This window comes from Blastocatellia bacterium (assembly GCA_025054955.1).
GTDB lineage: Bacteria > Acidobacteriota > Blastocatellia > HR10 > J050 > JANWZE01.
In genome coordinates this window covers 68305-80603 of the sequence record JANWZE010000086.1, presented here as the reverse complement: position 1 = coordinate 80603, position 12299 = coordinate 68305, and the positions used below count along the sequence as shown (strand labels likewise).

General features: G+C 54.8%; 9 protein-coding genes. 1 reads left to right on the top strand and 8 read right to left on the bottom strand.

Annotated features, from left to right (window positions below; translation table 11 throughout):
• Positions 1-41: 41 nt before the first annotated feature.
• The 4 genes from glgP to NZ823_11495 form a co-directional block, all read right to left on the bottom strand.
• Positions 42-2195 (bottom strand): alpha-glucan family phosphorylase, encoded by a 2154-nt coding sequence (glgP, locus tag NZ823_11510; GenBank protein ID MCS6805753.1) that lies wholly within the window; start codon positions 2193-2195, stop codon positions 42-44.
• Between the two features lie 79 nt (positions 2196-2274).
• The gene (locus tag NZ823_11505; protein MCS6805752.1) at positions 2275-2943 is read right to left on the bottom strand and encodes a DedA family protein; all 669 of its coding nucleotides are present in this window, start codon (positions 2941-2943) and stop codon (positions 2275-2277) included.
• Between the two features lie 162 nt (positions 2944-3105).
• Positions 3106-4422 (bottom strand): inositol-3-phosphate synthase, encoded by a 1317-nt coding sequence (locus NZ823_11500; protein ID MCS6805751.1) that lies wholly within the window; start codon positions 4420-4422, stop codon positions 3106-3108.
• Between the two features lie 111 nt (positions 4423-4533).
• Entirely contained in the window at positions 4534-5895 is a 1362-nt protein-coding gene (locus tag NZ823_11495) for an amino acid permease (GenBank protein ID MCS6805750.1), read from the bottom strand.
• A 111-nt stretch (positions 5896-6006) separates the two neighbouring features.
• Here NZ823_11495 and NZ823_11490 point away from each other — a divergent pair, with 111 nt between their 5' ends.
• On the top strand, positions 6007-7131 hold the full coding sequence (locus NZ823_11490) for a Rieske 2Fe-2S domain-containing protein (GenBank protein ID MCS6805749.1): 1125 nt from the start codon (positions 6007-6009) through the stop codon (positions 7129-7131).
• Between the two features lie 127 nt (positions 7132-7258).
• Here NZ823_11490 and hydA read toward each other — a convergent pair whose 3' ends face one another.
• The 4 genes from hydA to NZ823_11470 form a co-directional block, all read right to left on the bottom strand.
• Positions 7259-8644 carry a dihydropyrimidinase gene (gene hydA / locus NZ823_11485; GenBank protein MCS6805748.1) on the bottom strand — a complete coding sequence of 462 codons (1386 nt, stop codon included), beginning with the start codon at positions 8642-8644 and terminating at the stop codon, positions 7259-7261.
• Between the two features lie 143 nt (positions 8645-8787).
• The gene (locus NZ823_11480) at positions 8788-9348 is read right to left on the bottom strand and encodes a hypothetical protein (GenBank protein MCS6805747.1); all 561 of its coding nucleotides are present in this window, start codon (positions 9346-9348) and stop codon (positions 8788-8790) included.
• 153 nt (positions 9349-9501) lie between these two features.
• Positions 9502-10056 (bottom strand): c-type cytochrome, encoded by a 555-nt coding sequence (locus tag NZ823_11475; GenBank protein ID MCS6805746.1) that lies wholly within the window; start codon positions 10054-10056, stop codon positions 9502-9504.
• A 77-nt stretch (positions 10057-10133) separates the two neighbouring features.
• A complete protein-coding gene (locus NZ823_11470) occupies positions 10134-12149 on the bottom strand; it encodes a DUF3386 domain-containing protein (protein MCS6805745.1) in 2016 nt (671 codons plus the stop codon).
• Between the last annotated feature and the right edge of the window lie 150 nt (positions 12150-12299).

Genomic DNA, 12299 nt, shown 5'->3' with positions numbered 1-12299 from the left:
GAAGGCAGAAATGAATCCCCACTGGGGACAGGTAACGAACGTCACGTAGCTTTCAACGATGCTGCTGCGCGGGCCGCTGGCGCATAAAATCGTTCGGCATATTCCTTCACCATGCGACGAGCGGAGAATCTCGGCGCGCACGTGCGGATCGCCTGTTTCATCACCTGTATCCAGCCGCGCGGTAGAGAATCCCGGTCGCGTTCATAGTAGAGTGGAACGACCTCCTGCTCCAGCAGGCGATAGAGTGATTCAACATCTCTTTCGTCCTGAAGCGCCTCGTTCGGCAGCTCGTGATGATCGCCAATCGCCCACCCATTGTTGCCTGTATAGCCTTCGGCCCACCAGCCATCCAAAATACTTAAGTGAGGAACACCGTTGAGTGCGGCCTTTTGTCCGCTGGTGCCGCTGGCTTCCTGTGGCCGACGCGGGTTATTCAACCACACATCAACGCCGTGGACAAGATAACGAGCCAGGTGCATGTCATAATCTTCGACAAACGCCACACGACCGGCAAACCGATAGTCTTTGGCAGCCGAATAAACTAAGTGAATCAGGCGCTGACCCCCATGATCAGCCGGATGCGCCTTGCCAGCAAATACAATCTGAACCGGTCGCGCCGCAGACAATAACAACTCTTGCAATCGTGCGAGGTCCCAAAAGATCAGGTGAGCCCGTTTGTAGGTGGCAAACCGGCGGGCAAATCCAATCGTCAACACGTTGGTGTCCAATAACGCTCCAGCCGCGATCACCTGCTCCGCATTGAGTAATCCTTGTCGCCACTTGTGCCGCACGCGATCACGGATAAAACTCAATAGTTTTCGCTTCAATTGTTGATGAACAGCCCAGAGCTGTTCATCAGGAATTTCCATGACGAGCTCCCACATGTCGGGATCGTCATGTCGCTTGATCCAATCAGGCCCAAGAAACTTGTTGAACAATAGATTCATCTCTGGCGCAATCCACGTCGGCACGTGGACGCCATTGGTGACCGAGTCAATCGGCACTTGTTGGATGGGACGGTCGGGCCACAATGTGTGCCACATCTGACGCGACACCTCACCGTGCAGCCGGCTGACGCCGTTGGCTCGACCGGCCAGTCGCAGGGCTAAGACCGTCATGTTAAATCCTGTGCCCCACGTCTCCCGATGGGCGGCCAGCGCCAAAAATTTCTCTTCCGTCAACCCTAACGATCCCCAATAATGACGAAAGTGCTTGCTGATCAGGTGGAGCGGAAATGAATCATTGCCTGCGGGCACAGGCGTATGTGTTGTGAAGATCGTGGTCTGGCGAACCTCTTTGGCGGCTTGTTCAAACGTCAAGCCCCGCTCCACCTGTTCACGAATCCGCTCCAACATCATAAACGCGGCATGGCCTTCATTGGCATGCCACACAGCCGGATGGATGCCGAGCGCCCGCAACACACGGACGCCGCCGATTCCCAAAATCATCTCTTGTTCAATGCGATGCTCATGATCGCCGCCATATAACCGAGCTGTCAGTTCACGATCCCACGGATCATTCCCTTCCACATTGGCGTCCATCAGGTACAACTGCACACGTCCGACGTCCACGCGCCACACCGCAATGCGCACGTCGCGCTCCCGCAACGGCACTTTGACAACGCAATGCTCGCCGCTGGGCATCCGCGCATAGCGAACCGGCGCATCGGCAAAATCTAAATGTGTGTAGAGCGATTCCTGCCATCCATCGGCTGAAATGCGTTGGCGAAAGTAGCCTTGCGGATACATGAAGCCGACGCCGACGAGCGGAATGCCCAGGTCACTGGCTTCTTTGCAATGATCGCCAGCCAGAATGCCCAACCCACCGGCATAAACAGGCAAGGAATTGTGCAGGCCGAATTCAAACGAAAGATAGGCTACAGGACGCTCGCTTAACTCCGGCAGCGTTCGCGCGCACCATGTATCGCGCGTCTTCAGCTCGTCGTCAAACGTCTTGATGACGGCGTCATACAACCGGCAGAACGTCGTACTGTGCGCGGCTGCCGCCAATTTCGCCGGATCAACCAGGCGCAGGAACTGCACGGGATTGTGCGCCACCTGTCGCCAGAGCGGATGGTCAATCAAACGAAAGAGCTCGCGGGCCGACGGATGCCAACTCCACCAATAGTTATATGCCAATTCAGCCAGCCGTCCGATTCGTTCGGGCAGCTCAAACCGCCTCAGCACGTCGCTCATCAACGCCTGCTCTCCATCCTCAACGACATCGTCGGCCCATGACTAGGCGGCAGCTTATACTCAAGTCCACGCCAACGTGTCAACCCTCGATGGATTCGACTGCATCAGTTGACCACGCCTGACGTCGCTGACGCCAATACTCGATGACAGCCGGCATCACAGAGATAATGATGATGGCGATAATGACCAGCGTGAAGTTACGCTTGACAATCGGAATGTTGCCGAAATAGTAACCACCAAAGACAAAGATGGCGATCCAGAGCAGACCACCCACCACGTTGTAGACGACAAAACGACTATACGTCATGCGCCCAATGCCCGCCACAAACGGAGCAAATGTGCGAATGATCGGGACGAAGCGAGCAATGATGATCGTTTTGCCCCCGTGACGCTCATAAAATCGGTGCGTGCGATCCAAATACTCTTTGCGAAAGAAACGATGCTCCTCGTGAAAGACGCGCGGCCCCATGTGGTAACCAATCCAATAATTGACCGTGTCTCCAGCAATCGCCGCGATGCTCAACAGCACAAACGCCCACCAGACATCCAACGCGCCCATGGCAGCAAATGCGCCGACAGCAAACAACAACGAATCGCCCGGCAACAAAGGCGTCACCACCAAACCGGTTTCACAAAAAATGATGAGAAACAAAATCAGGTAGGTCCATGTCCCATACGCCCGAATGATCTCACTCAAATACCTATCCAGGTGAATAAAGAAATCAACGAACTGCCAAATCCATTCCATACCATCACCATTATCCGTGATCCGGGGTCCGGGGTCTGTAAGCCGGCGTCTGTGAGCCATGAGCCGTGACCCGTGAGCCGGGGCCCGTGAATCGAGCCACGATCCACGAATCACAAATCACGAATCACGATCCACGATCCACGAATCACAACCCACGATCCATCAGTCGTAGTACTCTAACCCAAGATGCGTGATCAGCTCTTCACCACGCAGATGTCGGAGCGTATTTTTGAGTTTCATCAGTTGGATGAACAAATCATGTTCAGGATACAATCCCGGCGCGGTCATCGGACTCTTGAAGTAGAAACTCAGCCACTCCTGAATGCCCTTCATTCCGCAGCGTTGGGCAAGGTCGAGGAACAACACAAGGTCGAGCACAATTGGCGCAGCCAAGATTGAATCACGGCAAAGGAAATTGATTTTGATCTGCATCGGATAGCCAAGCCAGCCGACGATGTCAATGTTATCCCATCCTTCTTTGTTATCACCCCGAGGGGGGTAATAGTTGATGCGCACGACGTGTGTGAAGTCATGGTACAACTGTGGGTAGAGTTGCGGTTGGAGAATATATTCGAGGACCGACAATTTTGATTCTTCCTTTGTCTTAAAACTCTCCGGGTCGTCCAGCACTTCGCCATCGCGGTTGCCGAGGATGTTGGTTGAGTACCATCCGTTCAAGCCGAGCAGCCGCGCTTTGATGCCAGGCGCGATAATTGTCTTCATCCACGTCTGGCCAGTTTTGAAATCTTTGCCGGCAATCGGGGCGTTGGTTTCAGCAGCCAGCGCCCACATTGCCGGAATATCTACTGTTAAGTTCGGCGCTCCGTTGGCAAACGGAATGCCGAGCCGTAGCGCCGCGTAGGCATAAATCATCGAAGGGGCAATCGAGGGTGAATTCTCTTTCAGAGCTTGCTCGAATGACTCAACGGACTGATGCGTGGCATCGGCAGTCAGAAAAATTTCAGTTGATGCGCACCAAATCATTACCAGCCGTGCACAGCCGTGGCGCTGCTTGAACTGCTGGATGTCCTCTATCAGTTGTTGCGCCAAGTCGAATTTGCTTGTGCCCGTCTTGACATTGCTGCCAGACAATTTCTTGACGTAGCGTTGATCGAAGACGGCCTTCATCGGCTCGATTTGTTGCAACGGCTCCTTGACTTGATCGAGCAAATTCCTTTCCAGAACGCCGGCTTTGAGGGCAGCCTCATAGGCATTGTCCTGAAAAATGTCCCACGCGCCAAACACCAGATCATCCATTGAAGCTAATGGGACAAAGTCTTTGATCAATGGCACTCGCCCTTCGGTCCGCTTGCCCAGCCGGATGGTCCCGAGCTGCGTTAGGCTGCCAATGGGCAGAGCCAAGCCACGGCGTATTGCTTCCACGCCGGCAATGAACGTCGTGCTCACGGCCCCAAGCCCCACCAACAGCACACCCAGCTTGCCATTGGGTGGCTCAATCTTCACACCTTTTTCAATCATCAGTCTTGCATTCCTCCTTCACATAACCTGTAACGTCGTCATTGACGCTGCAACGGCGCGTTCTCTGATTCAACCAGTGACCGTCAGTTTTTCACCTAACCGGTGACATCGTCATTGACGCTGCAACGGCGGCTCCGACATAACAGGTTTCTTAGACCAAGCAATATATCCCGGCACACCCAGCAAGGCAATCCCTATGCCGATAGATGCATCGCGCGGGTCCGACACAAGTGTGTTGATCAATAACACCAGCGATAGGCCGACGAATAGAATCGGCACATAAGGGTATCCCCATGTGCGATACGCTCGCGCGCGATCAGGCTGCTTGTGCCTCAGTATCAACACCGCCGCGCCACCCATCGCATAAAAGAACCAGGAATCGAAGATGACATAGGTGAAGAGCTGATCATAGGTTCCTGTCAACGCGATGAGGCTGGCCCAGAGACCTTGCACATAGAGTGAAGCAACCGGCGTGTGGCGAGTTGGATGCAGTGAGGCCAGTCGCTTGAAGAAGAGGCCTTCGACAGCCATCGCGTAATACACCCGCCCACCTGACAGGATCATACCGTTGACCGCCGCCCAGCACGAGACGATCACTGCCAATGCGACCAATGCGCCGCCCCACGGTCCCACAGCCTGCTGGACGGCTGTCGCGGCGACTCGTTCTGATTGGGCCATCGAAGCCATCGGCAGCGAAATGCTATAAGCGAGATTGACCAACGCATACAACACGATCACAATGAGAACTGAAAACGTGATCGAACGCGGCAAGAATCGGTCAGGCTGCCTGACCTCTCCGCCCACATAGGTGATACTGATCCAACCGTCGTATGCCCACAATGCTGCCATGATGGCCAGTCCGAATTGACTCAACAGAGTGGTCTGAGGCGTAGCTGGCCACCACGTGGAAAAATCGGCTACACCTTCGCGCGGGCCGATCAAACAGGCGACGATGATGATCAGCAGCAACCCGACTTTCAACAACGTGGAGACATTCTGCATGTGTGCGCCTTGCTTCACACCCAGCCCGTTGAGCCACGAGAGAAACAAGATGATCAGAATCGAAATGAGTTTGATCATCCATGGGGTCAGCGCGATGAAATAACCGACATACGTCGCCAATGCCACGGCCACGGCGGCAATCGAGGCGGTCTGGATGACCGCGAATACGGTCCAACCATACAGGTAGCCCCAGAATGGATGATACGCCTCGCTCAAATAGACGACGGCGCCGCCCGAAGCAGGCATCATGGCGCTCAGCTCGGCAAACGCCAATGCGCCGCATAGCGACAGCAGGCCGGCAACCAGCCACACCGCGAGCATTAGCCAAGGGGTTTCAACCTGCTGAGCAATGGTAGCGGGAACGAGAAAAATGGCTGAGCCGATCATCACGCCGGCGTTGATCATGATCGAATCAAGCAAGCTCAATTGACGGAGCAACTGGCTCCGTTCGGGTGTTTGTGAAGGCATCATGAGCCAGCGCTAGCTTATCGCAGTCGGTCAGATGTACGCAACGCACACGACCGGTCAATTGACAATCCCGCCAGGACGCGGTTTCATATTGACGGACTCTATTGACGAACTATGCAACCAGACGACTTCGTGTTTGATGAGCAGCTTGCCACGGCATTAACTCTGCCGTCTCACTGGTATGTTGACCCGACTATGCTTGAGCGCGAAATGAGCCATATCTTTGCGCGCACCTGGCAACTGGTCGGACACCACGAGCGCGTCAACGCGCCGGGCGATTACTTCACTACCACCGTCGCCAATGAACCGATCATTGTCGTGCGCGGCGCCGACGGTCAACTGCGCGCGCTGTCGAACGTCTGCCGCCATCGCGCCGGACCGGTTGCCCGAGCCGAAGGTCACTGCAAAGCGTTTCAGTGCGGCTATCACGGCTGGACCTATTCGCTCGATGGACGATTGCTCGGCACACCGGAATTCGACGGCGTGCAACACTTCAACAAAGAGGCCTTCGGCTTGCCAGCATTTCGCATCGAAACCTGGAACGGACTCGTCTTCGTCAATCTCGATCCTGAGGCTTTACCCCTGGCACACACGCTCGAAGACCTGCCCGCACAGCTCGGTCACACCGACCTGGCGCAGATGACATTGGCCGCGCGACGCGATTGGTACATTGAATGCAACTGGAAAGTCTACGTTGATAACTACCTCGAAGGTTACCATATTCCTATCGTTCATCCATCACTCATGCAACAACTCGATTACGCGCAGTATCGCACCGAAACAAAATCGTATTACTCCATTCAACATGCGCCTATCAAACCAACTAATAAACCACGACTGCGGCGCGGGGATTCCGACGCTGAGAGCCAAGCTCGTTACTTCTGGGTCTTCCCCAATCTGATGCTCAACGTCTATCCCGACAATTATTCAACCAACCTCATTGTGCCACTAGGCCCAGAGCGCACCCTTACCGTCTTTGAATGGTACTTCCTCAATCCAGAGAGACCAGATGTGCAGCAACGCATTCAGGAAACAGTGGCGTTCAGCGATGAAATTCAGGTCGAAGACATCGCCATCTGTGAAGCCGTACAACGCGGCTTGCGCTCGCGCACCTACAGGAGCGGGCGCTACTCTGTCAAACGAGAGAACGGCGTCCACCATTTTCATGGCTTGCTGGTTCAATACCTGCAAGCAGCAAGCAGACCCTCGCTCACCGACCAATCACAACAGAACGGATAAACGATAGGGTCGCTGATTGTCTGCTTTGTCTTTGGCCTATAGCTGGGGAAAGTTTGAAGACGGAAACTCCTTGCCTGACCAGCAGCATCAGGCAGATGATAGATCAGCAGGGCGCTGCCGTAAGAAGCTACACCGGGCTAAATGTCGAACGTTTGAGAAACCGTCCTTCGCCGGGCGTGCCCACATACTGACCGCCCTCAATAATCACCTTGCCGCGTGAGAGCACCACGTCGGTCGTACCTTTGACCTTCATGCCTTCATAGGCGCTGTAATCAACGTTCATGTGATGCGTCGCCGCGCTCAATGTCACTTCCCGATGTGGATCAAAAATGACGATGTCAGCATCTGAGCCGATGGCAATGGTGCCCTTTCGCGGAAAGAGACCGAACATCTTGGCCGGCGCCGTGGAGACAAGCTCAACAAAACGATTCAAACTGATGCGACCGCCAACCACGCCGCCGTTGTAGATCAAACTGACGCGATGCTCAATGCCGGGACCACCGTTGGGAATTTTGCTGAAATCGTTTCGTCCCAGCTCTTTCTGTTCCTTGAAGCAGAACGGGCAATGGTCGGTGGAGACAACTTGCAGGTCATCCATGCGAAGTCCTTTCCACAATTCGTCCTGATGCCATTTTTCGCGCAGCGGCGGTGTCATGACGTACTTGGCGCCTTCAAAGCCTTCTTGTTCGTACAAGGAGTAATCCAAGAAGAGATACTGCGGACACGTCTCAGCATACGCGGGCAGCCCCAGGTCGCGCGCTTCTCGCACCTTGTTGAGCGCATCGGCGCAACTGAGATGCACAATGTAAACCGGCGAACCAGCCATCTCAGCAATGGCAATAGCTCGCCCGGTGCCTTCTGCTTCAGCTTTTGGCGAACGGGTCAGCGCGTGATACTTGGGCGCTGTCTTGCCTTCAGCCAGCGCGCGTTGAACCAGCACATCAATCACCACCCCGTTTTCCGCATGCATGCAGACCAACCCGCCAGCCTGTCCAGCCGTGAGCATCGCTTTGAAAATCGTGCCATCGTCAACCAGGAAGACGCCGGGATAAGCCATGAACAACTTGAAGCTGGGCACACCTTCGTTCAGGATCACCTGCTTGAGTTCAGGCAAGCGCGCATCCGGCAGGTCAGTGATAATCAGGTGGAAGCTGTAATCAATCGCCGTCTTCCCTTCTGCTTTTCGATGCCAGGCGTCAAGCCCTTCAATCAGCGACTGGCCTTTGTACTGCACGGCAAAATCAATAATCGTCGTTGTTCCGCCATGAGCCGCCGCAATCGTGCCAGTGCGGAAGTCGTCGGACGAATACGTCCCGCCGAACGGCAACTCCAGATGCACATGGGGATCAACCCCGCCCGGTATGACCAGCTTATCTGAGGCGTCAATGACGCGGTCAGCGGGTATATCGAGGCGTTGTCCAATCAGCGTGACTCTTTCACCCTCAATGAGGATGTCGCCATAATAATCGTCCACAGCGGTCACAATCCGACCGTTTTTGATTAGCGTTCGCATGATAACCCCCTTTTACACTCTTGTCGGCGAGCGTGCTGCAACCCCAGTGCCAGGTCTTTCGATGCGGTGGTCGAACGGAACGGGCCGTCTAGTCGGCGAGCTCGTCGCGCGACCAGACGGCTTGAGTGCATGGAGACGCACGCTTAGGGAATGTCAACGCCGCCGCAGGACATGCTCCGGACTCGTTCCAGCGTGTAGGGCACCAGTGTGACCACCTGGCCGATCTTGTCGTCGAACACTTGGCCGGGCTGAACCTGCGATGCCTCCGTGTTGTCACTAATCACGATACACTTTCCGCCAACAATCCTGTTGCCATCAGGCGAGAAATTGCCTCGGATCACGATAGTTGAAGGGGACGACGCGCTGGTCACTTCAAACGTCAAGCTCACGCCTGTGGCCGGACTGCCGATGCGCGGCGTGTGCCGCCAGGTCAACCCCGCTGCCTTGGCGGCAAAGCAAGGGCCAATGACCAATCCTTCGCCAAACTTATCATCGGGCACAGGCCCGAAATCCTCAGGCTTATAACCGGGGCTTGGGCGCGCGATCACCGCATACTCAAACGGAGAGAGCTGAGGCGAAAACTGAATCGTCAATCGCCACACACCAGCAAAATTGTGACCACTTTGCCCCTGCGACACAGGAAGCTGATGGCCGGCCAACAATCCGACTGCAATAACCCCCATGATGAGTTTCTTTCTAAACATAATCTCCTCCAACCTGATCTTTATGATGAGTCCGGCTCATACCGCCGACGGTTCCGGGCTTCCTCAACTACACCCCATGAAAACACAAGGGACGTTCTGAGCATGCCTCAGAACATCCCTGTTCGTCAAGCAGGACAAGTGCTCTGACCCGAATTACTTTTTACCAAACCCGCGCACGTACTTCACAAGCGCCGCGATGGCCTCATCGCTCAGTTGGTCTTTCCAGCCCGGCATGAGTCCCTTTCCGGTTTTAATGGTCGCAGTCATCTGTGCATCGGTCACCTTCCGCTGCCACTGAGCATCAGTCCAATCGGGCACATTGGGAAGTGTCCCTTTGCCGTCTTCCCCGTGACATGCCGCGCAGTCTCGCATGAAAATTTCTTTAGCATCCACCGTCGGCTTGGCCGCAGCTACCTCAGGCCGAGCGACGCCGGCAAAGCGATCGGGAAAAGCTTGAGCCAGTTCCGGCGTGAACCGAAAACCATGATCGGCGAACGCTTGCCCGAACTCATTGAGCGGCCCACGACCATCCTGGTTGACGTGACACAGCGTGCATTTACCTTTCCATTCAGCGAGGGCGTTGGGGCTGGCTTCATACCACTCCAGAAAGCGCGGCATCGCCCGCAAGACCGGACAGTGAAACAGCCCATCAATGAAGATGAGAGCCGCCGCACAGATGATTAACTTCATCACTCTTCCTTTTTGCATGCCTTCCTCCACAAACAGGGGTCAGTGAGAGTGGCCAGTGAGAGTCGAAACGGCACTACTCACTGCCCACTCACTCTTTACTTGAGGTACTCCAAATTAATAATTTCCATCTCAACCAGGGCCGGCTCGCCCTGCAACGTTGAGCGATGGATGCGCCCTTTCGGCACCCAATAGGGGCCTTTCTTCACGTACATGTCCTTGAATTCAGCTCGGCCCACTTCTTCTTTAGTGCCTTTCTTGTAGAAAGTGACGCTGTAGTCGGTCGTGATGTAGCGCCCGTCTTCGGCGTTGAAATGCTTTTGGTTGTGAATGGTGAAATCGAGCCGGTCCACATTACGGCTGAGATACTTCACCATTTTATCGGCGATGATGTAGTTGGAACCCATCGAGTCGCCTTCAACGAGAATCTCACGACCTTCCGGGGTCATCCGACCGAGCTTGAACTTGGCGCGATCAGGGCCATACCAATCATCAAACGGCACGCGTGGCTCACGGTGTGTCACAAACTGGCTCATCTCGACGTGCGCCAGCGCACGGATCTTTGGATCGGGATGATCAATCGTGATCTTCAAATTGGGAGCGCAGATGACGCGCCCCTTGGTCGGCGGCCCGCCATCAACCCGCATGATGAAATCGGCTTCAAAACCACGGAAACCGAGCTTGGCGTCCCACACATACCGATTCAAGCTGGCCTCCTTAAACAGTCGTCGCGCTTCGGGGTCTTCTGAGGCCGCATTCAATTCGGCGACCATTTTGTCCCACAAAGCCGACGCTTCAGCCGCCGTGCTCACCGTGTGATTATTGATCGTGGCTTGTTTCAACTGGCCATGCGATGCAATCATCAACTGCCGATTCGCCTTGTTGTAGTTGGCGTAATCATACGCCACAATCCCAGTGCCGCGAGCCAGGTAGTAGATGCTGCGCACCGAACTGGACTTGGTCTCCCAGTTGACACACACGCGCAAGCAGTTTTCAAACCGTCCCATTGGGGTCGTAACCGGTTGGAAGCCGTCCAGCAGCGTGGTGAAATGTATCAAGTTTTGTCCATCATCGTTGGTGTATTTGTATTCGCGGCCCAGCACCATGTCGTCACGTCCGAGCAACATCGGCGGGTCGTACATGAACTCAATTCCTTGTTGTCGCATGCCGCGCTCGCGTGAAGCGACGATTTGCAGGCCCGTCCGACGATCGAGTGAATAGTATTGATACTCCTCGCCGGTGTCATCAACGAGCTTGAACGCTGCGCCGGCATCAAAGAACCGTGTTCCTTCAAAGCGTCGCGTGCGCTCAAACTTTCGAACCGTGCCATCCGGCAATCGGAACTCCCAATCGTAGGTCCACTTATCACCTTGATGGAAGGGGAAGTACTCAGCGATTTTGACCGTCACCGCCGAGTCGCCGCCAATCGGAGCGCCGTTGACGACTCCATTCAGCAGCTCGTGCTCAGATCGAAGCGTCTGATTCGCCGCCGGCGAATAAATCTCGTGAATCTGCTTCACCACGCCCACGCCCTTGGCCAAGTACGATGTCAACGTATGCGTCGCGCCGGATGGCCGGGTGAACTGGAAGCGAACCTTGAGGCAATCTTTGAATCGCCCTGCCGGCACTTCGACACTCTCAAAACCATATACGGTCGCTTCGGAGAAAACCGGTTGACCAACGGAGGGAACGTGCGGCATTTGATATGGTCGCCCCGACTCATAGCTGACGTTCACCACCGTGTAAGGCGGATTGTACGTCACATCGCCACGCCCTTCATTCTGTCCATAGATGACCAGCTTCTGCGCATCCGCTGAGACCAGATAATAGAAGCCTCGATCATCCACCAACTTCTTCGCCGTAATCCGGTCCCCAATCGTCGCTTCGCCTTTGACAGCTTGCCGACTGAGCCGGTAATAAATTTGCCCGTCAGCACGGTAATCTTTGACTTGATAGGTCCACGTATCGTTTTCGTGCAATGGATAATAGTCAGCGATCTGGATTGTCGAACCGCCTTGGCCAGCCCAATGACTGGGTCCGCTCGCCGCCGCCGAACAGACGGTCACCGTCATCACCAACACCGCTGAAATCCAACACAGCGCTTTGTGCTTCATAAGCAACCTCCCGATTAGTTTTAACAGCTCAACGTGCGGTGCATATTCTTAGGTCAAAATGGGGAGATTGTCAAGAATGATATAACATTTGATTGAAATCCCAAACAGAGGGCAACAGCGCGACGCAGGCAACACACCGAGCTGGTATGT

Excerpts from the sequence above, each read along its gene's own strand:
- NZ823_11475 (MCS6805746.1), bottom strand. The coding sequence starts at position 10,056 with ATGCAAAAAGGAAGAGTGATGAAGTTAATCATCTGTGCGGCGGCTCTC.
- NZ823_11480 (MCS6805747.1), bottom strand. The coding sequence starts at position 9,348 with ATGTTTAGAAAGAAACTCATCATGGGGGTTATTGCAGTCGGATTGTTG.
- NZ823_11495 (MCS6805750.1), bottom strand. The coding sequence starts at position 5,895 with ATGATGCCTTCACAAACACCCGAACGGAGCCAGTTGCTCCGTCAATTG.
- hydA (MCS6805748.1), bottom strand. The coding sequence starts at position 8,644 with ATGCGAACGCTAATCAAAAACGGTCGGATTGTGACCGCTGTGGACGAT.
- glgP (MCS6805753.1), bottom strand. The coding sequence starts at position 2,195 with ATGAGCGACGTGCTGAGGCGGTTTGAGCTGCCCGAACGAATCGGACGG.
- NZ823_11505 (MCS6805752.1), bottom strand. The coding sequence starts at position 2,943 with ATGGAATGGATTTGGCAGTTCGTTGATTTCTTTATTCACCTGGATAGG.
- NZ823_11490 (MCS6805749.1), top strand. The coding sequence starts at position 6,007 with ATGCAACCAGACGACTTCGTGTTTGATGAGCAGCTTGCCACGGCATTA.
- NZ823_11500 (MCS6805751.1), bottom strand. The coding sequence starts at position 4,422 with ATGATTGAAAAAGGTGTGAAGATTGAGCCACCCAATGGCAAGCTGGGT.
- NZ823_11470 (MCS6805745.1), bottom strand. The coding sequence starts at position 12,149 with ATGAAGCACAAAGCGCTGTGTTGGATTTCAGCGGTGTTGGTGATGACG.